This is a genomic window from Nonomuraea solani (assembly GCF_900108335.1).
In the GTDB taxonomy this organism is placed as follows: domain Bacteria; phylum Actinomycetota; class Actinomycetes; order Streptosporangiales; family Streptosporangiaceae; genus Nonomuraea; species Nonomuraea solani.
On record NZ_FNVT01000003.1, the window covers coordinates 368,315 to 391,457 of the forward strand.

19 protein-coding genes and 1 pseudogene are annotated in these 23,143 nt (G+C 70.0%); 11 read left to right on the plus strand and 9 right to left on the minus strand.

What is annotated here, in order from left to right; genetic code table 11:
- The first annotated feature begins 87 nt into the window (after positions 1-87).
- Together C4V41_RS12760 and C4V41_RS12765 are read left to right on the plus strand one after the other, a co-directional pair.
- Positions 88-1,029 carry a Gfo/Idh/MocA family protein gene (locus C4V41_RS12760; protein WP_103956036.1) on the plus strand — a complete coding sequence of 314 codons (942 nt, stop codon included), beginning with the start codon at positions 88-90 and terminating at the stop codon, positions 1,027-1,029.
- Positions 1,022-2,161: a zinc-dependent alcohol dehydrogenase gene (locus tag C4V41_RS12765; RefSeq protein ID WP_103956037.1), complete on the plus strand. Its 1,140-nt coding sequence runs from the start codon at positions 1,022-1,024 to the stop codon at positions 2,159-2,161. The genes C4V41_RS12760 and C4V41_RS12765 overlap by 8 nt, the downstream gene beginning before the upstream one ends.
- A gap of 9 nt (positions 2,162-2,170) precedes the next feature.
- On the opposite strand, the pseudogene C4V41_RS66065 reads toward C4V41_RS12765, so the two are convergent.
- From C4V41_RS66065 to C4V41_RS12780, 3 genes and pseudogenes are all read right to left on the minus strand, one after another.
- Positions 2,171-3,415: pseudogene (locus C4V41_RS66065) on the minus strand (MGH1-like glycoside hydrolase domain-containing protein); the annotation flags it as partial.
- Positions 3,346-4,131 (minus strand): sugar phosphate isomerase/epimerase family protein, encoded by a 786-nt coding sequence (locus C4V41_RS12775; protein WP_103956038.1) that lies wholly within the window; start codon positions 4,129-4,131, stop codon positions 3,346-3,348. The gene C4V41_RS12775 and the pseudogene C4V41_RS66065, both read right to left, overlap by 70 nt.
- Positions 4,128-5,162, minus strand: a complete 1,035-nt coding sequence (locus C4V41_RS12780) for a zinc-binding dehydrogenase (protein ID WP_103956039.1) — start codon at positions 5,160-5,162, stop codon at positions 4,128-4,130. Before C4V41_RS12780 ends, C4V41_RS12775 begins: the two co-directional genes overlap by 4 nt.
- 113 nt (positions 5,163-5,275) lie before the next feature.
- On the opposite strand from C4V41_RS12780, the gene C4V41_RS12785 reads away from it, so the two are divergent.
- The 5 genes from C4V41_RS12785 (at position 5,276) to C4V41_RS12805 (ending at position 10,552) form a co-directional block, all read left to right on the plus strand.
- A complete protein-coding gene (locus tag C4V41_RS12785; protein WP_103956040.1) occupies positions 5,276-6,163 on the plus strand; it encodes a sugar phosphate isomerase/epimerase family protein in 888 nt (295 codons plus the stop codon).
- A gap of 31 nt (positions 6,164-6,194) precedes the next feature.
- Positions 6,195-7,565 carry an ABC transporter substrate-binding protein gene (locus C4V41_RS12790; protein ID WP_103956041.1) on the plus strand — a complete coding sequence of 457 codons (1,371 nt, stop codon included), beginning with the start codon at positions 6,195-6,197 and terminating at the stop codon, positions 7,563-7,565.
- 88 nt (positions 7,566-7,653) lie between these two features.
- Positions 7,654-8,568 (plus strand): carbohydrate ABC transporter permease, encoded by a 915-nt coding sequence (locus tag C4V41_RS12795; RefSeq protein ID WP_103956042.1) that lies wholly within the window; start codon positions 7,654-7,656, stop codon positions 8,566-8,568.
- Entirely contained in the window at positions 8,555-9,400 is an 846-nt protein-coding gene (locus C4V41_RS12800; protein ID WP_235030090.1) for a carbohydrate ABC transporter permease, read from the plus strand. Before C4V41_RS12795 ends, C4V41_RS12800 begins: the two co-directional genes overlap by 14 nt.
- A gap of 3 nt (positions 9,401-9,403) precedes the next feature.
- Entirely contained in the window at positions 9,404-10,552 is a 1,149-nt protein-coding gene (locus C4V41_RS12805; protein WP_103956043.1) for an ROK family transcriptional regulator, read from the plus strand.
- A 4-nt stretch (positions 10,553-10,556) separates the two neighbouring features.
- Here the strand turns inward: C4V41_RS12805 and C4V41_RS12810 are convergent, their stop codons facing one another.
- On the minus strand, positions 10,557-11,303 hold the full coding sequence (locus tag C4V41_RS12810) for a helical backbone metal receptor (RefSeq protein WP_103956044.1): 747 nt from the start codon (positions 11,301-11,303) through the stop codon (positions 10,557-10,559).
- Between the two features lie 86 nt (positions 11,304-11,389).
- Between C4V41_RS12810 and C4V41_RS12815 the strand changes: the two genes are divergently transcribed.
- Positions 11,390-12,214: an SAM-dependent methyltransferase gene (locus C4V41_RS12815; RefSeq protein ID WP_103956045.1), complete on the plus strand. Its 825-nt coding sequence runs from the start codon at positions 11,390-11,392 to the stop codon at positions 12,212-12,214.
- On the opposite strand, the gene tpx is transcribed toward C4V41_RS12815, so the two are convergent.
- Positions 12,207-12,707, minus strand: coding sequence for a thiol peroxidase (gene tpx, locus C4V41_RS12820; RefSeq protein WP_103956046.1), 501 nt, complete (start codon positions 12,705-12,707; stop codon positions 12,207-12,209). The genes C4V41_RS12815 and tpx overlap by 8 nt on opposite strands.
- Before the next feature lie 59 nt (positions 12,708-12,766).
- Entirely contained in the window at positions 12,767-15,955 is a 3,189-nt protein-coding gene (gene icmF, locus C4V41_RS12825) for a fused isobutyryl-CoA mutase/GTPase IcmF (protein WP_103956047.1), read from the minus strand.
- 104 nt (positions 15,956-16,059) lie between these two features.
- On the opposite strand from icmF, the gene C4V41_RS12830 reads away from it, so the two are divergent.
- On the plus strand, positions 16,060-17,109 hold the full coding sequence (locus tag C4V41_RS12830) for a glucose 1-dehydrogenase (RefSeq protein ID WP_103956537.1): 1,050 nt from the start codon (positions 16,060-16,062) through the stop codon (positions 17,107-17,109).
- 1 nt (position 17,110) lies between these two features.
- On the opposite strand, the gene C4V41_RS12835 is transcribed toward C4V41_RS12830, so the two are convergent.
- Positions 17,111-17,956, minus strand: coding sequence for a CHAP domain-containing protein (locus C4V41_RS12835; RefSeq protein WP_103956048.1), 846 nt, complete (start codon positions 17,954-17,956; stop codon positions 17,111-17,113).
- Positions 17,957-18,137: 181 nt separating this feature from the next.
- The gene (locus C4V41_RS12840) at positions 18,138-18,908 is read right to left on the minus strand and encodes a PP2C family protein-serine/threonine phosphatase (RefSeq protein WP_103956049.1); all 771 of its coding nucleotides are present in this window, start codon (positions 18,906-18,908) and stop codon (positions 18,138-18,140) included.
- 76 nt (positions 18,909-18,984) lie between these two features.
- On the opposite strand from C4V41_RS12840, the gene C4V41_RS12845 reads away from it, so the two are divergent.
- Together C4V41_RS12845 and C4V41_RS12850 are read left to right on the plus strand one after the other, a co-directional pair.
- Entirely contained in the window at positions 18,985-20,835 is a 1,851-nt protein-coding gene (locus C4V41_RS12845) for an HsdM family class I SAM-dependent methyltransferase (RefSeq protein ID WP_103956050.1), read from the plus strand.
- Positions 20,836-20,873: 38 nt separating this feature from the next.
- Positions 20,874-21,764 carry a serine/threonine-protein kinase gene (locus C4V41_RS12850; protein ID WP_103956051.1) on the plus strand — a complete coding sequence of 297 codons (891 nt, stop codon included), beginning with the start codon at positions 20,874-20,876 and terminating at the stop codon, positions 21,762-21,764.
- A gap of 273 nt (positions 21,765-22,037) precedes the next feature.
- On the opposite strand, the gene C4V41_RS12855 is transcribed toward C4V41_RS12850, so the two are convergent.
- Complete coding sequence (locus C4V41_RS12855) at positions 22,038-23,006, minus strand: alpha/beta hydrolase-fold protein (protein ID WP_103956052.1); 969 nt, start codon at positions 23,004-23,006, stop codon at positions 22,038-22,040.
- Between the last annotated feature and the right edge of the window lie 137 nt (positions 23,007-23,143).

The following is a 23,143-nucleotide window of genomic DNA, read 5'->3' on the forward strand; positions in this document are numbered from 1 at the left end:
AGGTCACGGCTTCTGCCCGATCTATAGGCGTTCGAACATGTTTGTTTGATTACGCCCAGACGTGGCATATGCCGGGTTGTGTCCCCAATGACCCGTATCGGCATCGTAGGTGCCGGAAATGTCGCCGCTCGCCATGCAGACGTCCTGTCCGGGTTCCCCGATGTCACGATCGCTGGAATCGCCGACACCGATCCCCACAAGGCCGAGGCTCTGGCCTCGAAGCATGGCACCCCCGCCTATGGCGGCCATGCAGACCTGCTCAATGCCGGCGGTCTGGATGCTGTCTACGTCTGTGTGCCTCCTTTCGCGCACGGTAACCCGGAACATGATGTTCTGTCGTGCAATCTCCCGATTTTTGTGGAAAAACCACTTTCACTCGACCTCCAAACGGCAGAAATGATCGCGACCGAAATCGAGCGGAGATCTCTGCCCTCCGCGGTAGGTCATCATTGGCGTTATCTGGACATCGTCGAACAGGCCCGTGACCTGCTCGCCGACCGTCCCGTACGCCTCGCGCTCGGCCACTGGCTCGACAAGGTGCCCCCGGTCGGCTGGTGGCTCGACCGGGGCCTGTCGGGCGGCCAGATCGTCGAGCAGGCGGTCCACGTCCTGGACCTGGCGCGGCTCCTGGTGGGCGAGGTGTCCATGGTGCACGCGGTGCCCGCGGGGCAGCCGGTGGACGGCGAGATCGACCGGGCCACCGCGGCCATCATGAGTTTCGCCGACGGCGCCGCCGGGGTGCTGGCCACCTCCTGCCTGCTCCCCCAGAAGCACCGGGTGGGCCTTGAGGTGTGCGCCGACGGCATCGCGCTGGAGCTCAGCGAGACGCGGCTGCTGGTGGACGGCGAGCGCGTGATCGAGGACGACGGGCGGGCGAAGACACGGGTGGACCGGGAATTCGTCAACGCGGTGCAGGGCAAACCGGCCGATGTGCGCGTACCGTACCGGGAGGCGCTGCGCACCCACCGCCTGGCCCTGGCGCTGGCGCGGTCCGCGGCCGAGGGAAAGCCGGTGATGCTCCATGAGTGACCTGCTCAGCATCGAGGCGCCGGGCGAGGTGCGCCTGGTCGAGGAGAAGCTGCCCGACCTGCCCGAGGGCGGGTTCATGGTGGAGACCGTCTACAGCGGGATCTCCGCGGGCACCGAGCTGACCTACGTCAAAGGCGACAATCCCTACCTGAGCTCGACCTGGGATCCGGCGCTGGGGTTGTTCATGGAGGGCACGCCCTCGGTCGAATATCCGGTGCGCGGCATCGGCTACATGCAGGTCGGCCGGGTGGTCGAGACGCGGACCCAGGCGGTCGCGGAGGGCACGCTCGTGGCGATGGCGTACGGGCACCGCACGGCGTACGTGGCGGACCCGATGAAGGACCGGTTCGTCGAGCTGCCGGAAGACCTCGACCCGCTGCTCGGCATCTACGTCGCCCACATGGGCCCGATCTGCGCCAACGGCCTGCTGCACGCCGCCCACGACCTGCACGGCCCGGCCGTGCGGCAACTGGGCGACGGCGTGCGCGGCCGGCGGGTCGTGGTCGTGGGCGCCGGCGTGGTCGGGCTGCTGACCTCGTGCTTCGCCCTGTCGGCGGGCGCGGCCGAGGTCGTCGTCGTGGACGAGACCCCGGCCAGGCTCGCGATCGCGGCGGCGCTCGGCGCGGACGTGCTGAACGCCCGCGACAACACTGGCAACAACACTGGCAACGACGCCGGCGACGACCCCGCTGTGACGCTGAAGCGCCGCTGGCGCCACGCGCCGAACGACCGCGGCGCCGACGTGGTGTTCCAGTGCCGTGGCCAGAGCCGGGCGCTGGCGCTCGGGCTACGCCTGCTGCGCCCCCAGGGCACGCTGGTCGACCTGGCCTTCTACACGAAGGGCGCCGACGAGGTGCGGCTCGGCGAGGAGTTCCACCACAACGGGCTGACCCTGCGCTGCGCCCAGATCGGCCGGGTGCCGCGCGGCCTGGCGCACGCCTGGGACCGCGAACGGCTCTCGCACGAGACCATCACCCTGCTCAGGGAGCACGGCGGGCGGCTACGCGAGCACGTGATCACCGACGTGGTCGGTTTTCGCGACGCCCCCGAGCTCCTGGCCGACCTCGCGGCCAGACGCCGGCAGACCGTTCAGGCCGTGCTCGGCGACGACGTCGAGGATGAGGGCGGCTGACCAGCTGAAGTCGCGGCAGCCGTGCCCGCGCAGCGCGAAGGGGTCGAAGTATTCGCGGAATCCGGCCTGCGACACCGCGCCGATCATCGCGTCGGCGAGCGTCGCCGCCAGGTCGGGGCGGCGCTCCTTGAGCCCCTGCCAGACGAGCCAGGTCAGGTTGGTCCAGCTCGGGCCGCGCCAGTAGCGGGCCGCGTCGAACTCGGGCGCGTCCGGGGCGTAGCTGGGCAGCACGGCGTCCTTGACGGCGAACCGGTCGACCGCGGTCGTGATGAGCGCGTCGGCGACCCCGGCGGGCAGCTCGGGCAGCATGAGCGGCGTCAGCCCGGCGGCGCTGCTCGACCTGATCAGGCCGCCGGTGCGCACGTCGCGGGCCTGGAAGAGGGCGCCGTCGAAGAGGTGCTCGACCATGGCCTGGGTGATCGCGGCGGCCTCGCGCTCGTGCGGCTCGGGGTCCAGGCCGCACACGTCGGCGATCTTGGCCAGCGTCGACTCGGCGACCCCGTACGCGGTGTTGAACAGCGGATCCTCGATCTGGAACGCGCCGGGCACCTGGTAGCCGGAGTCGCGGTAGGCCCGCGCGAGCCCGACGTAGCGCTCGTAGTCGCGGTCGGTGGGCCGCTCGTCGGCGCTGACGGTGTCGAGGTCACGGCGGATGAAGCCGGCCACGCCCGTCTCGACGGCCTGCAGCGGCAGGTCCCAGGCCGGGCTGTTGTCCATGCCCGACTCCCAGGGGTGCACGATCGAGATCAGGCCCTCGGGGGAACGCCTGGCCGCGCGCAGGAAGTCCTGCTGGGCCACCAGCCGGGGGTAGATCCGGCGCAGGAACGCCGGGTCGGGCTCGACCAGGTGCGTCTTCCAGGCGGCCAGCGCGTGCACCGGCGGCTGGACGATGCCGGAGGTGGCCGACCCGGACGGCGCCCGCGCCGCCCAGAACTCGGGGCCGGGGAAGTAGGCGCCCTCGGCCACCCGGGGGTTGAACACGATGTGCGGCACCCTGCCGTCGCGCCACTGGGCGCCGAACAGGGACAGCAGCTCCGACCTGGCCCTTCGCGGCGACCATCGGGCGTGGCCGATGGCGATGAAGGCGGAGTCCCAGCTCCACTGGTGCGGGTAGAGGCGACGGGAGGGAACCGTGTAACTGCCGTCCCAGTTGTTCACCAGAACACGCACGGCGTCGCGGAGGATCATAGATATTTCCTGACAAAGGCTGCGGTTTGGGGGAGAACGATCTCGGCCTCGCCGCGCAGGCGGCATTCGAGGGCCAGGTAGCCGTCGAAGCCGACGGCGTCGAGGGTGGCGAGCTGCGCGCCCCAGTCGAGGTGACCGGTGCCCGGCTGGTTCCTGTTGGACTCGCTGATCTGCATGTGCGCGATATAGGGGGCCGCGTCGGCCAGCGCGCGGCAGGGGTCGTCCTCCTCGATGTTCATGTGGTAGGTGTCGCCGACGATCCTGATCGCGTCGGAGGCGCAGTAGGAGACGGCCTCGGCGAGCGTGTTGACCATGTGGTTCTCGTAGCGGTTGAGCGGCTCCAGCATGATCAGCACGCCGTTGCGGTGCGCGTGCTCGCCCAGGATGCCCAGCGCCTCGGCCAGCACCTCGCGGTCCTCCTCGGGGCTGCGCGGCGGCTCGAACGGCGGCAGCCTGCGCGAGAACTGTCCCCAGGAGGCGGGGGTCATGACGCCGATGCCGCCCAGCTCGCCGATCACCGTGAGCTGCGACCTGAGCTGCTGGATGGCGTCCTTGCGCTTGGCCGGGTCGAAGTCGCCGATGAAGTGCGGCATGTCCACGCAGACCGTCGGCATGACCACGCCGTCGGCCAGGGCGCGCTTGAGCTCGGTCAGGCGGCCCGCGAAGTGGAAATCGCCCTTGCCGCGCAGCTCGATGGCGTCGAACCCCGAATCGACCGCGAACGCGTACTTCTCCTGCAGCGTGCGGCCGGGCAGAAGCTGCTCCTGTACGGCGAGCTTCACTGTGACTCCTCAAATTGGAAGACGAGCTGGAGCACCTCGGACTGGTGCTTGTCGAGCAGGTCGAACGCCTCGGCGGCCCGGTCGACCGGCATGACGTGGGTGATGAGGTCGGCGGCGTCGATCTCGCCGCGGTGCACGAGCTCCATGAACGTGCGCTGCAGGCGCTCGACGTCCCAGCGGTGCGCCAGCCAGGAGGCGACGCCGCCGATCTGGGAGGAGACGAGCTGGACCTGGTTGTGGTGGAACTCCTCGCCCAGCCGCAGCCCGATGCCGTCGCCCTGGTAGAACCCGGCGGCCACGACCCGGCCGCCCTTGCGGACGCTCCTGATCGCCTCGTGCAGGCCGAGATGGCTGCCGCTGAGCTCGATGACGGTGTCGGCGCCGTCGACGCGCTTGCGCATGAACTCGGCCACCGAGCCCGAGGCGACGTCGAACGTCTCGGCCGCGCCGAACCTCCTGGCCAGCTCCAGCCGGTCGGGGATGGCGTCGGTGGCGACCACGCGGGCGCCGCTGAGCACGGCCAGCCGGGTGGCGAGCAGCCCGATGACGCCCTGGCCGAAGACCGCGACCTGGTCGCCCAGGTGCACGTCGGCGGCGTGGACGGCGTTGAGCGCGATGGCGCCCACCCGGGCGAACACGCCGGTCACCGGGTCGGCGCCGGGCGGCAGGACGTGGCCGACGAGCTTGTCCGCCGGGACGACGGCCTCGGCGCGGTGGCCCCAGATGCCCCACACCAGGCTGCCGATCGGCGGATCGGCCACATCGGGCGCGGCCTCCACCACCTCGCCGACCTCTTGGTAGCCCCAGCCGCTCAGTGGGTAGGAGTGCGTCTGGCCCTCGACGAAGAGGCGACGCTCGGTGTCCCACTTGCGGGTGAGATAGGGATTGGTGCCGCGGTAGGCGGTGAGTTCGGTGCCGGCGGAGACTCCCGAATAGAGAGTCTTGACCCGCACGGAGCCCGGCACGAGATCGGCGGGCGACTCCAGGCTCACGCGGACATTGCCTGGCTCTTCGAAGGTGATGACGCGCATTCCCCACACTTACGCTTTTTGATCAAACAAAAGTCAAAGATTTAGTGCTTGTTTGCACACCATAGTTGCGCTCGTAACACTCTTAAGTCTACGACTTCCGTCGGAGGTGACTGATGAAATTGGGGTTTCTGACAGCGTGTCTTCCGGAAAGCGACCTTACCGACATTGCAGACTGGGCCGCCAGCCACGGGTTCGAGGCTCTGGAGGTGGCCGGCTGGCCCTCAACGGATGACCGAAATCACATCAGAGTAGATCGTTTCGACGAAGCCGAATGCGATCGAGTCAGGCGAATCCTCACGGAGACCGGACTGACGCTTTCCTCGATCGCCTACTACGAGAACAATCTGCACCCTGAGCAAGGGGCGGAGGTGAACGCCCACGTCAGGCGCTGCGTCGACGCCGCCGCCGCGCTCGGCTGCCCCACGGTGGGCACGTTCGTGGGCCGCGACCCGGGGCGGCCGGTGCGCGACAACCTCAAGCTGGCCGAAGACGTGTTCGGACCGCTGGTCGAGTACGCCGCCCGCCACGGCGTCGAGATCGTCATCGAGAACTGCGTGATGAAGAGCTGGCATCCCGACGGCTACCCGGGCAACCTCGCCTACTCCCCCGAGCTGTGGGAATGGATGTTCGGCCTCGGGCTCAAGCTCAACTACGACCCCTCGCACCTGGTGGCGCTCGGGGCCGATCCGGTGGCGGCGCTGAGGCCGTACGTCGCGAACATCGCTCACGTCCAGGCCAAGGACACCGAGCTGCTGCCGGGCAAGATCGACCGGTACGGCTTCTACGGTCCCATCAGCGGTGAGAAGGGCTGGTACCGCTTCCGCGTGCCGGGGCTCGGCGGGGTCGACTGGACCCGGGTGATCGACGTGCTCTACGAGGGCGGCTACGACGGAGTGGTCTCTGTGGAGCATGAGGATCCGGTGTGGAGCGGCAGCACGGAGAGGGTACAGACCGGTCTCGGAATCGCCTACCGCACGTTGCGGCATCTCGTGCGGGGGTAAGGGCGGCATATCCCCAACAGAGGAGCGTGCTATGCCGACGAAGGTAACCGCCGTCCTCTCCGCCACACTGCTGGCCGCCGTCTCTCTGGCGGCCTGCGGTGACGGCGGTGGCGAACAGCCGTCAGCGAACGAGATCACCGTCTGGACCGAGGAGAACCTCGAAGACCGGATGGCCGTGCAGAACACGATCGTCGCCGAGTTCACCCAGAAGACCGGGATCAAGGTGAGGCTGGTCGGCGTCGCCGAAGACCAGTTCAGCCAGACCATCACCGCCGCGGCCGCCGCCGACGACCTGCCCGACGTCATCGGGGCGCTGCCGCTGGCCTCCATCCGCGAGCTGGAGGCCAACGAACTGCTCGACACCGAGACCCCGGGCAAGATCGTCGATCAGCTCGGCCGGGACACCTTCTCGGCGCGCGCGCTGGAGCTCGACACCTCGGACGGCAAGCTGCTCGCCGTGCCGAGCGACGGGTGGGCGCAGCTGATCCTCTACCGTAAGGACCTGTTCGACAAGGCCGGGCTGGCGCCGCCGGACACGTACGAGGCGCTGGAGGCGGCGGCCGCGAAGCTCAACACGGGCGGGGTCGCGGGCATCACGCTGGCGATCGCGCCGAAAGACTCGTTCACCGCGCAGAGCTTCGAGCACGTCGCGCTGGCGAACGGGTGCCAGCTCGTGGACAACGCGGGCAACGTCGCCCTCGACTCGCCGCAGTGCGTCCGCGCGTTCGAGTTCTACGCGAAGCTGGCCAAGGACTACTCCGTCAAGGGCAAGCAGGACGTCGACTCCACCCGGGCCACCTACTTCGCGGGGAAGGCGGCCATGATGATCTGGTCGTCGTTCATCCTCGACGAGATGGCGGGGCTGCGTAAGGACGCGTCGCCGAGCTGCCAGCAGTGCCGCGCGAACCCCGAGTGGCTGGCCGAGAACACCGGGGTGGTCACGGCGCTGAAGGGGCCCGACGGGAGCGCGCCCGCGCAGTACGGCGAGATCGTCTCCTGGGCGATCACCCGTGACGCCGCCAAGGACCCGGCCTCGAAGTTCGTCTCCTTCATGATGAACGAGGGCTACGAGCGCTGGATCGGGATGGCGCCCGAGGGCAAGTTCCCCGCCCGCAAGGGCTTCGAGGACAAGTGGGACAAGCTGCCCGCCGGGGTGGACACCAAGAAGCCGCTGGCCGACGTCTACCCGGCCGACGTGCTGGCGGCCCTGCGCAAGAGCCCCGACACGTTCGGCCGCTGGGGCATCCCGCAGGGGCAGGGCAAGCTGGTCGGCGCCACGATGGGCGAGCTGCCCGTGCCGAAGGCGCTCAGCTCGGTGGCCGACGGCTCCATGACCCCGCAGGCCGCCGCCGCCCAGGCCAAGGCCGACGTGGAGTCCATCAAGCGCGGGATCAGGCAGTGAGGCGAGGGAGTGCCGCCGCCTGGAGGAGCGCGGCGACCAGAGTGCGGGAGGGCATCCGGCGACCGAGCCCGCCTCACGGAGTGAGGCCATGAGACGCGGCCGGACGCTACGGGAGCAGGAGGGGCGCGCCGGGCTCGCGCTCATCTCGCCCACGCTGATCATCACGCTGGTCGTGGTGGTGCTGCCGCTGCTCTGGGCGATCATGCTGGCGTTCCAGGACGCGCGGCTGATCAACATCCGGCGGGTGGGCGTCTTCGGGCACTACACGCTGGAGAACTTCACGTACGTGATGTCCGAGCCGGGCTTTTGGACCTCGCTGGTCAACACGCTCGTCTACACCGTCGCGGGGACGGCGTTGTCGATCGTGATCGGCCTGGTCACCGCGCTGGCGCTGCGCGACAGGTTCAGGGGGCGGACCCTGGTCAGGGCCGCGATCCTGATCCCGTACGTGGCGCCGGTCGTGGCCGTGGCCTTCCTGTGGGAGACGATGCTCAACCCGCAGTACGGCATCGTCAACACCTGGCTGAGCGAGCCCATCGCGTTCCTCACCCAGGCCAGGGGCGAGTTCCTGGGCATCCAGGTGCCGGTGGCGCTGCTCACGGTGATCGCGTTCGAGGCGTGGCGGTATTTCCCGTTCGCGTTCCTGTTCATCCTGGCCAGGCTGCAGGCGCTGCCGGCCGAGCTGGACGAGGCCGCGGTGGTGGACGGCGCCACGCCGTCCCAGCGCTTCCGGTACGTGATCATGCCCCAGCTCTGGCGCATCATCGCGCTGCTGTCGGTGCTGCGGTTCGTGTTCACCTTCACCAAGTTCGACGACGTCTACCTGCTGACCGGCGGCGGGGCCGGCACCGAGGTGGTCAGCGTGCGGGTCTACAACTTCCTGACCTCGCGCGACGACATCGGGGCCTCGGCGGCGCAGGCGATCGTGCTGGCGATCTTCCTGGTCGTGTTCCTCGCCATCTACCTGCGCTTCTTCGCCGGAGGTGAACGTGAGCAGAGATAGGTTCGAGCGCGGCCTGCTCAGGGTGCTCAAGCCGCTGGTGATCGCGTTCCTCTTCCTGATCACCGCGTTCCCGTTCTTCTACATGGTGATGCTGTCGGTACGCGACATCCAGGAGCTCATCCTGGAACCGGGCTCGCTCTGGCCGCGCAGCTTCACCCTGGACACCTACGTGAACGTCCTGACCAGGCAGGGCTTCCTGACCTTCCTCAAGAACAGCGCGATCATCGCGGTCGCCTCGGTGGCGGTCACGCTGCTGATCTCGATCCCGGGCGCCTACGCGGTGGCCCGGCTGCGCTTCTTCGGGCGGCGGCAGGTGCACTTCCTGTTCCTCGCGGTGTACCTGTTCCCGGCGATCGTGCTGGCCATCCCGCTGTTCGTGCTGTTCACCATGATCGGGCTGCGCGGATCGCTGGTCGGGCTCATCCTCGTCTATATCGCGCAAACCGTGCCCGTCACGGTATACATGCTCCGCAACTACTTCGAGACCGTGCCGCAGAGCGTGGAGGAGGCGGCCGCGATCGATGGGTGCACGAGGTTGTCGACCATCTGGCGCGTGGTGCTGCCGCTGTCCAAGCCCGCGCTGATGGCCACCGGCCTCTACGCGTTCATGATCGCGTGGAACGAGTTCCTGTTCGCCCTGCTCTTCCTGGTGGAGAGGCGGGAGAGCTGGACCGTTTCCCTGGGGCTCTCTCAGCTTGCGGGGAGCATAGAGATCCCGACGACCGTCCTCATGGCAGGATCGGTGGTGCTCACGCTGCCCATCGTGATCGTGTTCTTCGCCAGCGAGCGACTGCTGACGGAGGGCCTCACCGCAGGAGCGGAGAAGGGATGAACCATGCTGACGGCAGGGCAGATCCTCCAGCTCATCCGCAATGGCTCCTGCCGTACGCGTAAGGAACTCATCGAGTACACCGGCCTGTCCCGGTCGACGATCACCGACCGGGTCGACCGGCTCATCATGGCCGGCTACATCCACGAGTCCGGCGTCGGCACCTCCGGGGGCGGGCGGCCGCCCTCGGTGCTCGACGTCGACGCCGCCAAGCGCCTGATGCTGGTGGCCGACCTGGGCGCCACCCACGCCAGGGTGGCGCTCACCGACCTGGCCGCCCGGCCGATGGCCGAGGAGCACACCGAGATGCGCATCGAGCTCGGGCCCGACGCCGTGCTGTCGTGGGTGCGGGAGGCGTTCCAGCGGCTGCTGGACCGCGTCGGGCGGCCCGCGAGCGAGGTGTGCGGGATCGGCCTGGACCTGCCCGGCTCGGTCGACCACACCACCGGCCGGGTGATCCGGTCGTTCCTGATGCCGGGGTGGGACGACCATCCGGTGGGCGAGGCGATCGGGGCCACGTTCGACGTGCCGATCCTGGTGGAGAACGACGCCAACGCGATGGCGCTGGGCGAGTGGTGGTCGCTGTGGCGGCACACGGACTCGCTGGTCCTGATCAAGGTGTCCACCGGGATAGGGACCGGGATCGTACTCGATGGGCAGATTTATCGCGGTGTTGAGGAGGCCGCCGGAAATATCGGGCATGTGCGGTTGCGGGAGACCGACGACCGCGTCTGTACGTGCGGCTCACGCGGCTGCGTGGCCTCCCTCGCCAGCGGCCACGCCCTGGCCCACGACCTCGGCCAGTCCTACAGCCGCGACGTGGTCCGCCTCGTCCAGGCCGGCGACCCCGAGGCCATCGCCCGCACCCAGGAGGCCGGGCGCACGCTGGGCATCGTGCTGGCCACGGCGGTCAGCCTGCTCAATCCGGGCGTGCTGGTGCTGGCCGGGGACATGGCGGAGACCAGGGAGCACTATCTGACGGGCATCAGGGAGATCGTCTATCGGCGCAGTCTGCCGTACACGACCAGGAACCTGGAGATCGTCAACAGCTCGCTGGGTGACCGGGCGGGGATCGTGGGCATGGCGGTGATCGTCATGGAGCACGTCCTTTCTCCCTCGTCGGTGGACGCCGCGCTCGCGGCCGCGGTGGGCTGACCGCTCAGCCCAGCGCGCGCCGCAGCTCGTCGCGCGCCGTCACGAGCGAGGGGCCGTACCAGGTGAGCAGGCGCCCGCTGACCAGGGCGCAGGGCAGGCCGGGGAAGGACTCGGGGCCGTCGGTCGCGCTGAACGCGTAGGGCTCGTCGGGCAGGACCACGAGGTCGGACCGCCGGCCGGTCAGCTCGCCGAGCGGGATCTTGGGGTAGCGCTCGACGTGGCCGGCGTACAGGTTGTCGACGCCGAGATGTCTCAGCGCGTCGCCGGTGAAGGTGTCGCGGCCCACGACCATCCACGGCCGCCGCCAGATCGGGATGACGGCCGTCCGCCGCGGGCCCGCGTAGGGCGTCTGCCACGCCTCCCGCGCCACCGCCAGCCAGCCGGGCGGTTCGGTACGGCACGCGTGCTCGAACATCCGCTCCAGCGACACGAACGCCTCCGCCAGCGTCTCGATCCGGGTCACCCAGACCGCGACCCCGGCCTCCCGCAGCGCCTCGATGTCGGGCGCGCGGTTCTCCTCGGCGTTGGCCAGCACGACGTCGGGCCGCAGCCGCAGGATCGCGTCAAGGTCGGGGTTCTTGGTGCCCCTGACCCTGGCCACGTCGAGGCCGGCCGGGTGCGAGCACCAGTCGGTCGCCCCGGCCAGCGCGTCGGGCACGGTCGCCGCCACCGACTCCGTCAGCGACGGCACCAGGGACACGATCCGCCGCACGGTCTCGGGAATTCGTACGCGCACACCGGTGTCGTCCACACCAACAGGCTAACCATGATCGAATGTCGGTACGGGTCCGTAGAATCCGAGCAAAGATCGTTTACTTGTGATCGGGGGATGGACGGTTGGAGCGAGATTCGTCAGGCTTCGATCCGCACACACCCAACGTGGCCCGGCTCTACGACTACTTCCTGGGCGGCAAAGACCACTTCCCGGCCGACCGGGAGGCCGCGGAGCGGATCCTGCGGGTGGCCCCCGAGATCCGCGCCGCGGCCCGGGCCAACCGGGCGTTCCTGGGCCGGGCGGTGCGCCGGCTGGCCGAGGCCGGCGTCACGCAGTTCCTCGACCTCGGCACCGGCCTGCCGGCCTGGAACAACGTGCACGAGGTGGCCGCGAAGGTGACGCCGCACGCCAGGGTCGTCTATGTCGACCGCGACCCCGTCGTGCTGGTGCACGCCAGGGCGATGCCGCCCGGTCCTGGCACCACCACCGTGGTCGAGGGCGACCTGCGCAAGCCCGAGGCGATCCTGCGCGACCCCGACGTGATGCGGGCGCTCGACTTCGGCCGCCCGGTCGCGGTGCTGCTGGTGGCGGTCATGCACTACGTCACCGAGTCAGAGCGCCCCGACGAGATCGTCGCGGCCCTGCGCGAGGCGCTGGCGCCGGGCAGCTACCTGGTCATGTCCCACGGCACCAGCGACGCCCGCGCGGCCTTCGTGCGGCAGAGCACCCACATCTACCAGCGGGCCAGCCTGCCGCTCACGCTCCGCGGCCGTGACCGGATCATGGAGTTGTTCGAGGGGTTCGAGCTGGTCGACCCGGGTCTCGTCTGGTTGCCGGAGTGGCGTCCCGAGCAGGCCGACCTGATCGACTTCCCCGGCGGCCCCGAGTCGTCGCTGGCCCTGTGCGGCGTGGGCCGGCTCGGGGCCGGGCGGAGAAGACCTACTTGAGCGCCGAGAGCGCGCCCTCGTAGTCGGGCTCCTGGGTGATCTCCGGCACCAGCTCGGCGTGGACGACCTTGTTGTCGCCGTCGAGCACGACCACCGCGCGCGCGGCCAGCCCCGCCAGCGGGCCCGACTCCTGCGCCACCCCATAGTCGGCGAGGAACTCACGGCCGCGCATGAGCGAGAGCGTGGTCACGTTGTCGAGCCCCTCGGCGCCGCAGAAGCGCTTCTGCGCGAACGGCAGGTCGGCGGAGACACAGACCACCGCCACGTCGGGGTGCTCGCCGGCGATCTGGTTGAAGCGGCGCACCGAGGCCGCGCAGACGCCGGTGTCGACGCTCGGGAAGATGTTCAGCACCTTGGTCTGCCCGCCGAAGTCCTCCAGCGTGCGCTCGGCCAGGTCACCGCCCACGAGACGGAACGCGGGCGCGGTGTCGCCGAGCTTCGGGAAGGTGCCGCCCACGGTGATCGGGTTGCCCTTGAAGGTGACGTCGGACATGGAAGCCTCCTGTTAAGCGATGTGCCCAAAGCGCGATCCTATCGACGCGGGCCAACCGCTCAGACGTTGCGTCTGTACTGGCCTCCCGCTTCGAACAGGGCATCGGTGATCTGCCCCAGCGAGCACACGCGCGCCGCCTCCATCAGCACCTCGAACGCGTTGCCCGGCGACATCGCCACGTCACGCAGTCTGGCCAGCTCGGCGGGGGCCTCTGAGCGGTTGCGCTCGTGGAAGGCGCGCAGGCGGTCGAGCTGCGACTGCTTCTCCGCCTCGGTGCCCCTGGCCAGCTCCAGCTTGTGCGGGTCGGCCTCGTCGTCGCCGCGCGGATTTCGGAAGGTGTTCACGCCGACGATGGGCAGCGAGCCGTCGTGCTTGCGCATCTCGTACAGCATGGACTCGTCCTGGATCTTGCCGCGCTGGTAGCCGGTCTCCATCGCGCCGAGGACGCCGCCCCGGTCCGACAGCCGCTCGAACTCGGCCAGCACCGCCTCCTCCACCAGGTCGGTGAGCTCCTCGACGATGAACGAGCCCTGCAGCGGGTTCTCGTTCCTGGCCAGGCCCCATTCGCGGTTGATGATGAGCTGGATCGCCATCGCGCGGCGCACCGAGTCGGCCGACGGGGTGGTCACGGCCTCGTCGAAGGCGTTGGTGTGCAGGCTGTTGCAGTTGTCGTAGACGGCGATCAGGGCCTGGAGGGTGGTGCGGATGTCGTTGAAGTTCATCTCCTGGGCGTGCAGGGAGCGGCCCGAGGTCTGGACGTGGTACTTCAGCTTCTGGGAGCGCTCGCCGGCGGCGTAGCGCTCGCGCATCGCCACCGCCCAGATGCGGCGGGCGACCCGGCCGAGCACGCTGTACTCGGGGTCCATGCCGTTGGAGAAGAAGAACGACAGGTTCGGCGCGAAGTCGTCGATCTTCATGCCTCTGGCCAGGTACGCCTCCACGTACGTGAAGCCGTTGGCCAGCGTGAACGCGAGCTGGCTGATCGGATTGGCCCCGGCCTCGGCGATGTGGTAGCCGGAGATCGAGACCGAGTAGAAGTTGCGCACCCCGTTCCTGATGAACCACTCCTGGATGTCGGCCATCATCCGCAGGCTGAACTCGGTGGAGAAGATGCAGGTGTTCTGGCCCTGGTCCTCCTTGAGGATGTCGGCCTGGACCGTTCCCCTGACCGTGGCGAACGTCCTGGCGCGCAGGTCGCGGTCCTCCGTGCCGTCGGGGTCGCGGCCGTGCTCGGCGCGGAAGCGGTCTCTGGCCTGGTCGACGGCGGCGTTGAGGTAGAAGGCCAGGATCGTGGGGGCCGGGCCGTTGATCGTCATGGACACCGACGTGCCGGGCGCGGCCAGGTCGAACCCGTCGTAGAGCACCTTCATGTCGTCGAGCGTGGCGATGGAGACGCCCGAGGTGCCCACCTTGCCGTAGATGTCGGGGCGCGGGTCGGGGTCGTGGCCGTAGAGCGTCACCGAGTCGAACGCGGTCGACAGCCGGGTCGCGGGCTGGCCCTCCGACAGCAGCTTGAAGCGCCTGTTGGTGCGGAACGGGTCGCCCTCCCCGGCGAACATCCTGGTCGGGTCCTCGTCGTCGCGTTTGAACGGGAACACGCCGGCGGTGAACGGGAACATCCCCGGCAGGTTCTCGGCGCGCAGGAACCGCAGCAGGTCACCGTGGTCGCTGTAGCGGGGCAGGGCCACCCTCGGGATGCGGTTGCCGGACAGGGTCTCGCGCCAGAGCGGCGTGTGGATCTCCCGGTCACGGACCTTCACGACGAGCTCGTCGGCCGTGTAGCGCTCCTTGACGGCGGGCCAGGCGTCGAGCAGCGCGCGGCTCTCGGCGGACAGCTCCCCCTCGACGCGCTCGATCTCCCTCGCGCCTTCGTCGCTCAGCAGGTCGCGCACTGCGGTGAGCTGCTGGCGGCGGCGGGCGATCTCGGCCTGGGCGAGCGTCTCGGCGTGGTAGGCGCGCACCGTCTCGGCGATGTCGGCCAGGTAGCGGACACGGGCGGGCGGGACGATGGCGGCCGACGTCTTCGAGGTGCGGCCCTCGGCCGGGGCCAGCAGGCTGGGGCTCTCTCCCGTCGGCAGGAGGGGCTTGAGGTACTGGTAGAGGGCGGTGACGCCGGAGTCGTTGTAGCGGGCGGCGATGGTGCCGAAGACCGGCATGTCGCCGGGGGACGCGCCGAACGCCTCGCGGTTGCGTACGAGCTGGCGGCTGACGTCGCGCAGGGCGTCCTCCGCGCCGCGCCGCTCATACTTGTTGATCACCACGGCCTCGGCGAAGTCGAGCATGTCGATCTTCTCCAACTGGGAGGCCGCCCCGAACTCGGGCGTCATCACGTAGATGGGCACGTCCACGTGCGGGACGATCCCCGCGTCGCCCTGGCCGATGCCGGGCGTCTCCACGATCACCAGGTCGTAGCCCGCGGCGCGGCAGGCCGCGATCACGTCGTCGAGGCAGGCGGGCACCTCGTTGGCGGCGCCCCTGGTGGCCAGGGAGCGGAAGTAGGTCTGGGGGCTCAGGCTGTTCATCCTGATGCGGTCGCCGAGCAGCGCGCCGCCGCCGCGCCTGCGGGTGGGGTCGATGGCGATGATCGCGATGCGCAGCTTGTCGTCGTTGTCCACCCGGAAGCGGCGGACGAGCTCGTCGGTGAGCGAGGACTTGCCCGAGCCGCCGGTGCCCGTGATGCCGAGCACGGGCGCTCTCCTGCCGTCCGCCTTGAGGCCCGCCAGCAGGTCTTCGGGGGCGCGCCCCGACTCGATGAGCGTGATCGCGCGCGCCAGCGCGGCCTGGTCGCCCGACACCACGGCCTCGACCGGCGGCGGGCCGCCCAGCTCGACGTCGCAGTCCTCGATCAGCTTGTTGATCATGCCGGGGAGGCCGTACCGCTGGCCGTCCTCGGGCGAGAAGATGCGCGTGACGCCACGGGAGTGCAGCAGCTCGATCTCCTCGGGAACGATCACGCCCCCGCCGCCGCCGTACACCTTGACGTGCCCGGCGCCGCGCTCCCGCAGCAGCTCGACCAGGTAGGAGAAGAACTCCACGTGCCCGCCCTGGTAGGAGCTGATCGCCACGCCCTGCGCGTCCTCCTGGATGGCGGCGGTGACGATCTCGTCGACCGAGCGGTTGTGCCCGAGGTGCACGACCTCGGCCCCCTGGGACTGGAGGATGCGCCGCATGATGTTGATCGCCGCGTCGTGGCCGTCGAACAGGGCCGCGGCGGTCACGAATCGCACTGGGTGTACCGGGACGTGCACGCCTGATCACTCCTTCGTGGAGGCTTCACCTACGAAGATACTAGGACGTCCTACTATTTTGCGAGCGACGTCTGGGTAGGTGCACCCCAGAGGGGGTGGCCATGATGCGCGCGCTGACATTCGTGCCGGGAGGAAAGGGCACGCTCGACGTCGAGGAGGTGCCCGACCCGGAACCGGGCAAGGGCGAACTGCTCGTCCAGGGGCTCGCCCTCGGCATCTGCGGGACCGACAGAGAGTTGGACGCGGCCGACTACGGCTGGCCGCCGCCCGGCAAGGACCGGATGATCATCGGGCACGAGTCGCTGGGCCGGGTGCTGGAGACGCCGGAGGGCTCGGCGTTCTCACCCGGCGACCTGATCGTCGGCGTCGTACGGCGGCCCGACCCGGTGCCGTGCGGCGCCTGCGTGCGCGGCGAGTTCGACATGTGCCGCAACGGCCGCTACACCGAGCGGGGCATCAAGGAGCTCGACGGGTACGGCAGCGAGCGCTGGACCGTCGAGGCCGGTTACGCCATCCGGCTGGACCCGGCGCTGGAGAGCGTCGGCATGCTGGTCGAGCCCGCGGCGGTGGTGGCCAAGGCGTGGGAGCACATCGAACGGATCGGCGCGCGGGCCTGGTTCGAGCCGCACACGCTCCTGGTCACCGGGGCCGGCCCGGTCGGCCTGCTGGCGGCGCTGCTCGGGCGGCAGCGGGGCCTGGAGGTGCACGTGCTCGACCGGGCCGCGGGCGGGCTCAAGTCGAGCCTGGTGGAGGCCCTGGGCGCGACCTACCACTCGGGGACGTCGCTGGAGTCGTTCCGGGCGGCCGAGCCGGACATCATCATCGAGTGCACGGGGGCCGGGTCGCTCGTCATCGAGACCATGACCACCACGGCCGCCGCGGGCATCGTCTGCCTGTGCGGGCTCTCGGCCGGCGGGCTGACCCACCGCGTGGACGCCGGGGTGATCAACCGGGACATCGTGCTGGAGAACGACGTGGTCTTCGGCACCGTCAACGCCAACCAGCGGCACTTCAGGGCCGCCGCCGAGGCACTGGCGGAGGCCGACCGCGGCTGGCTCGAACGGCTCATCACCCGCCGGGTGCCGCTGTCGCGCGCGCTGGAGGCGTTCGAGCCGGCCGGCGACGTCAAGGTGGTGCTCGACCTCACGGCCTGACTCAGGTCGGCTCGTACGGCTTGCGCCTGGCGGGGGTCGAATGCCTGGTGGCCACGTGCCCGGAACCGGCGGGGACCCGGGTCCTGGCCGGCTGGCCCTCCTGGTGGAGCTTGGACTGCGGCTGGCGCTTGGCCTGTTGTTTGGCCTGTTGTTTGGCCTGTTGTTTGGCCGGGGGTTTGGCCTGCGGTTTCACCGGTGGCTTCGCTCCGGCGCGGGTGGGCCGGCGCCACGGGAAACGGCGGTGGGTGCCGCGGCGGCGGGACACGCGTAAGGAGAGCACGACCGTCATGAGCACCATGAAGGCCAGCAGGGCGGGCGGCGTGCCCAGGAAGTCCAGCGGCGAGGCGGGCGGGCCCTCGGCGCGCGGCGCGGAGACGAAGGGACGCTCGGCCGAACGGATCTCGGCGAGCTTCTCGACGTTGCCCTTGACCATGCGCGGGATGCCGTACCCGACGACCTTGTCCGTCTCCCGGGTCTTGCGCTTCAGCCAGACACGGTCGACGTTCGCCTCGATGGTGTGGATCTTCTTGCCCTCGACGCGCTCGACGACGCCGACGTGGTCGATGCCCTTGTAGTTCTTGCCGCCGCCCCAGTCGTAGAAGACCAGCGCTCCCGGCTCGGGCTCGCGCGTCCAGGCGCCCTGCTGGATGAACCAGGCGGCGTGGGACGGCGTCCAGGCGAACTCTCCGACATAGGTGGTGATGCCGGCCTTGTCCGCGGCCCAGGCGAGGAACATGTCACACCACGGCGCGTCGCGATACTGGGTGTCTTGGACGCGATCCGCGTACCACTGGCCGAACTTGGTGAACTGGCCGCTCTTCTCCTTATAGCCGAGTTCCTGCCGCACCGTTTTCAGCAGCTCATCCGCGATCGGGTCCAGGGTGACTCCTCCCAGAAATCCGACAAGCCACGATGGACTGTAGTAGCGCCATCGCGAAAATGCGCGGGTCGTCAGGAAAGTGTCTCGCTATGAACCGAAATTTCGGGTATGTGACTGGTGAGGCTGGTGGGGCTGCCTACTACTCTTGTTAGGACCCGGCGCCCACGCGGAACACGCTCACCTCGCCCGCGCCCGGCGCGACCACGTCGGCCACGATCACGGTCACGTTGTCGGGCGAGCCGCCCTCGTTGGCCAGATCGATGAGACGCTGGACGGCCGCCGCCGGGTCTGCCACCGTGGTCAGCACCTCGTGCAGGACCTCGGGCCCGAGCACGGTCGTGAGCCCGTCGGAGCAGAGGAGATAGCGATCATCAGGCTCGGCTTCGCGCAGCGCCATGTCGGGCTCGGCCCTGCCCTCGCTGCCCAGCACGCGCAGCACCATCGAACGCCGGGGGTGCACGGCGGCCTGATCCTCAGTTATCCGGCCTTCGTCCACCATCGACTGCACAAGTGTGTGATCCTTGGTCATCTGGTACAGCGCACCATCGCGAAGCAAGTATCCGCGGGAGTCACCGAGATGAGCCAGGGCGAACCGGTAGCCGTCCCACAGCATGGCGGTCACCGTGGTCCCCATCCCCCTGCGCGCGGGGTCGATGTCGGCCAGCTCGACCAGCCTGCGGGCCGCCTCGTGCACGGCGCCCTCCAGGGCCGCCTCCAGGTCGGAGCCCGTCTCGGGAAGCGTGGCATCCAGCTCGCGCATGACGGCGATCGCCGCCGAGCTCGCCAGCTCGCCGGCGGCGTGCCCACCCATTCCGTCGGCAACCACGAGCAGCCGGCCACTGGCATAGCCGGAATCCTCGTTCTGCTCCCTGCGGCGGCCCACGTCTGATCCGGCGGCATAGCGGATGTTGTGCTTCATACCCTGCAGTAAATCATTGGTTGAAAGACTTCACAAGCAGATGCGCTGAAGACTCTTGTGAACTACTCTGGGCACCATGAGCCACGACCCGACCGTCAACGCCGGGGACATCGCCCGGCTCGCCGGTGTCGGGCGTGCCGCGGTGAGCAACTGGCGCCGCCGCCACGACGACTTCCCCCAACCCATCGGCGGAACCGCGAACCAGCCGCTCTTCTCCCTGCGGCAGGTCGAGTCGTGGCTGCGACGCTATGGGAAGTCCTACCAGGTCTCCCTGGGAGATCGGGTGTGGCAACGCCTGAAAGCCGCGGGCGATTTGCGCCTGGGCGAGCTCGTGGCCCAGGCCGGAGCCCTGCTGACCAGGCCGGACACCTCTGGTCCCGGCGACTCGCCGGGGGCTGCCGGGTCTCTCGACCCTGAGCTGGCCGGGCTCGTGCTGGAGCTGGCCGGGGAGCTCGGGGCGCTGAGCGCGTACGAGTTCCTGTGCGAGCGCTACCTGGAGGCCCACTCCCGGCAGCTCTCCGTCACCCGTGAGGACGTCGCCGGGCTCATGGTCCGGCTGGTACGCGCCGACGGCGGGACGGTCCTCGACCCGGCCTGCGGCGTCGGCACCCTGCTCCTCTCCACCGCGGCACCGGGCGCGGCGCGCCCAGACGGCCAGGCTCCAGGACAGACGCCCGGCCAGACACCGGCCCCAGCGCAGGGCCGTACGCTCGGGCAGGAGCTCAGTGAGACCTCGGCCGCGATCACCGCCTCCAGGCTGCGGCTGCGCGGCGTCCAGGCCAGTGTCGTGGCCGGCGACTCCATGCGCCACGACGGCTTCGCGGGCGAGAAGGCCGACGCCGTGGTGTGCGACCCGCCGTTCAACGAGCGGGCCTGGGGTTACGAGGAGCTGACCGGCGACCCGCGCTGGGAATACGGCCTGCCGCCGCGCGGCGAGCCCGAGCTGGCCTGGGTGCAGCACTGCCTCACCCACGTCAAACCGCGCGGCCTGGTCGCCATCCTGATGCCCCCGGCCGCCGCCAGCCGCAAGGCGGGCCGCCGCATCCGGGCCAACCTGCTGCGCGCCGGCGCCCTGCGGGCGGTCGTGGCGCTGCCCGGCTCCGACCTGTGGCTGCTGCGCCGCCCGGCGGCCGGCGAGCGACCGCCCTCCGACGTGCTGATCCTCGACGCGACGGCCGACCTGAGCGTGGTGGAGCCGGCCTGGCAGGCATACCTGGAGGACAGTTCCGAGCAGACCGTACGGATCATCGACCTGCTGGCCGACGAGGTCGACATGACCCCGGCCCGGCACCAGCGGCGCGACGACGTGGGCCGGGCGTTCGCCGAGGCGCGCGACCGCTTCCTGGCGGCCGCCGCCGTGCCGCCCGACCTGAAGGTGCTGGAGCAGCCCCTCGACCAGCCCGCCACCACGCTGGGCGACCTGATCAAGGAGGGCCTGGTGGCGACGTCGCAGGCCCCGCCCAAGATGGCCGCCGAGGGCGGCGACATCCCGGTCCTGACCTCCGACGACGTGCTCACCGGCGGGGCGCCGTCCGGGTTCACCACCATGCAGCAGGGCCTGATCGCGATCCGGCCCGGCGACGTGGTGGCCTCCTACTCGGCCGTACGCGTGGTGGCCGAGGGCGGCGCGATGCTGGGCCCGCACCTGACCCTCTACCGGATGGACTCCCGCCGGCTCGACCCCGACTTCCTGGCCGGCTTCCTGCGGGCGGCGGGCGGGCGGGTGACGACCGGTTCCAGCAGGTTCGACGTACGCCGCACCCGGTTGCCGCGACTGACGCTGAAGGAGCAGAAGGCGTACGGCGAGGCGTTCAGGCAACTGGCCGTGCTCGAAGACGCCATCCGCGAAACCTCGGCTCTCGGACAGGCGCTGATCCGGCTTGGCCTCGACGGTCTCGCCGACGGGCACCTGCACCCGCAGTCCTGACGGTGTAGTTTTTTCCCGGAACGCGGCGGAGGGGGCACATGGTCATCGGTGACCGCTATGAGCTCGACGACCTCCCCCTCGGGCAGGGGGGCATGGGCGCCGTCTACGCGGGTCACGACCGCCACCTCGACCGCCGGGTCGCAGTGAAGCTGCTCAGGCTGCCCGGCGGGCACGATCACGAGATGGAGCGCCGGTTCATCCGCGAGGCGCGCATCCTGGCCAGGCTTGAGCATCCCGGCGCCCCTGTGCTCTACGACTTCGGCACCCATGACCAGCGGCTCTTCCAGGTGATGCAGTTCATCGAGGGCGTCACGGTGGCCGACCTGGTGCACGAGCACGGGCCGCTGCCGGTGCCGTGGGCGGCGGCGATCGCGGCCCAGGCGTGCGCCGTGCTGTCGGCGGCGCACGCTCTGGCGATCTGCCATCGCGACCTCAAGCCGACGAACCTGATGCTCTGCCCGGACGGCAGCGTGAAGGTGCTCGACTTCGGCCTGGCGATGCTGCGGGAGTCCGATGTCACCACGTTCACCAGGATCGGGCAGATTCTGGGGACGCCGGCGTACATGGCTCCCGAGCAGATCCAGCACGGCGTCGCCGAGCCGCGCAGCGACCTCTACTCCCTGGGCTGCGTCCTGCACGAGATGCTGACCGGCCGCCAGCTCTTCACCGGGCCCACCGACTACGTGGTCTTCGAGAAGCAGGTCAAGGAGCGGCCTCCGGCCATCCCGGGCCTGCCGGAGTCGCTGAGCGCGCTGCTGGCGCAGCTCCTGGAGAAACAGCCGGCCGACCGGCCGGCGGACGCCAACGAGCTGTACGAGCGGCTCGACCCGTTCGCGGTGGGCCTGCCCATGCTGCCCGGCTTCCTGGCGAAGGCGCCGAGCCCCGGCCGCATGTACGCCCGGATGGCGGGCCGCGCCCTCAGCGCCTGACCCACCTCGGGGCACCGGTGCACATGCTGTCGTCCCGCTCGTCCTTCACCACCCGTACTCCGGCACAGGTCCCTTTACTGGAAGAGGGCTGACCTGGCGGTCCATCGAAGATGTCCCGTCCACCCGCGCCAAGAGGGCTCAGCCCGCGCTCTCCCGAAGGACCTCAGCCTGCCCCTCGCCCCGCAAGGTCCCTCGCCGGCCGCGCCCCTCCCCGAAAGGACCTCAGCCGAGCCCTTCCTCGCCCTCGAAAGGCCCCCGCCGAAGTGCGGCGGGTCAGGGTGGTAAGCGGGCGTAGGTGGTGATCAGGCCGTCGGGGAGTTCGTTGCGCCAGCAGTAACGATCGTGCCCGCCCTCGAACTCCCGGTACGTGCCCGAGCCCCCGAGCACCTCCCGCATCCGGGCCGTCGGGCCGGCGAGGGCCCACTCCAGCGTCCCGACCTGCAGGTGCACCGGGGGCGGCCGCAACCGGGCCAGCTCACGAATCAGCCACTCCGGGTCGGGACCGCTGGGCCACCAGAACGAGCCCGACTGCGACACCGCCGCCACGAACCGGCCGGGGTGGCGGTGGGCGGCGTACACGGCGGTCAGCCCGCCCAGGCTCTGCCCGGCGATCACGGTCGGCCCGCCGTGCGGCAGCGCGTCCACGAACTCGTCGTTGCACGTCAGCCGCCGCACCCGGTCGGGCCCCGACTCCACCAGCCAGGCCGTGACGGGTGGCAGCGCGCCGGCCTCGATGAGGTTGTCGAGCATGACCGGCAGGTCGTCCACCCAGTGCTCGCCGTCCAGCACGACGAGGGTGCCGAGCGGCGGGCGTACCGGATCGTAGCGCCAGCCGATCGCGTGCCGGGACAGCTCGTGACGCGGCTCGCCCACGGCGGCGAGCCACGGGGACGGCGGGGAGGTCTCCGCGATCGAGTGGCCCTGCCAGACCTTGGGGTTGAGCGGGTCGGTGAGCTCCGCGCCGTCCACCGACAGCCGGTAGGAGGCGCGCCAGCCGTGCCGCACCCGATACGTACGGTGCCACACGTCACCGGTGCGCTCCATGACGGCGGCCTCGGCGTCCTGGGTGAGCTTGTTGGCCAGGACCCGCACCTCCTTCGCCGGCCCGCGCCAGTAGAACGTGACCGCGCGGTATTCGTCGTCCACCTCGGTCACCAGCGGCGAGACGGTCGCGTCGAGGACCGGGGTGGGCAGGGTCTGCGGGGGCGCGGGCCTGGGCACCCACGGGGGGAGATCGCGCATCAGGAGAACCCCCTGCTCTGTCGTCGTCGATAGTCAGCTTACGACCGAACTCGCGATGACCTCACCAGCCGTGAACGCGCTCTCTCGTACAACCGGATCGTTATTTAACCTCCGTTGACAGAGGCATGTGAGCCCCG

Bases quoted from the DNA above. Each gene is read 5' to 3' on its own strand.
- C4V41_RS12760 (WP_103956036.1), top strand. From the start codon at position 88: ATGACCCGTATCGGCATCGTAGGTGCCGGAAATGTCGCCGCTCGCCAT.
- C4V41_RS12765 (WP_103956037.1), top strand. From the start codon at position 1,022: ATGAGTGACCTGCTCAGCATCGAGGCGCCGGGCGAGGTGCGCCTGGTC.
- C4V41_RS12780 (WP_103956039.1), bottom strand. From the start codon at position 5,162: ATGCGCGTCATCACCTTCGAAGAGCCAGGCAATGTCCGCGTGAGCCTG.
- C4V41_RS12785 (WP_103956040.1), top strand. From the start codon at position 5,276: ATGAAATTGGGGTTTCTGACAGCGTGTCTTCCGGAAAGCGACCTTACC.
- C4V41_RS12790 (WP_103956041.1), top strand. From the start codon at position 6,195: ATGCCGACGAAGGTAACCGCCGTCCTCTCCGCCACACTGCTGGCCGCC.
- C4V41_RS12795 (WP_103956042.1), top strand. From the start codon at position 7,654: ATGAGACGCGGCCGGACGCTACGGGAGCAGGAGGGGCGCGCCGGGCTC.
- C4V41_RS12805 (WP_103956043.1), top strand. From the start codon at position 9,404: ATGCTGACGGCAGGGCAGATCCTCCAGCTCATCCGCAATGGCTCCTGC.
- tpx (WP_103956046.1), bottom strand. From the start codon at position 12,707: ATGTCCGACGTCACCTTCAAGGGCAACCCGATCACCGTGGGCGGCACC.
- C4V41_RS12830 (WP_103956537.1), top strand. From the start codon at position 16,060: ATGCGCGCGCTGACATTCGTGCCGGGAGGAAAGGGCACGCTCGACGTC.
- C4V41_RS12840 (WP_103956049.1), bottom strand. From the start codon at position 18,908: ATGAAGCACAACATCCGCTATGCCGCCGGATCAGACGTGGGCCGCCGC.
- C4V41_RS12845 (WP_103956050.1), top strand. From the start codon at position 18,985: ATGAGCCACGACCCGACCGTCAACGCCGGGGACATCGCCCGGCTCGCC.
- C4V41_RS12850 (WP_103956051.1), top strand. From the start codon at position 20,874: ATGGTCATCGGTGACCGCTATGAGCTCGACGACCTCCCCCTCGGGCAG.
- C4V41_RS12855 (WP_103956052.1), bottom strand. From the start codon at position 23,006: ATGCGCGATCTCCCCCCGTGGGTGCCCAGGCCCGCGCCCCCGCAGACC.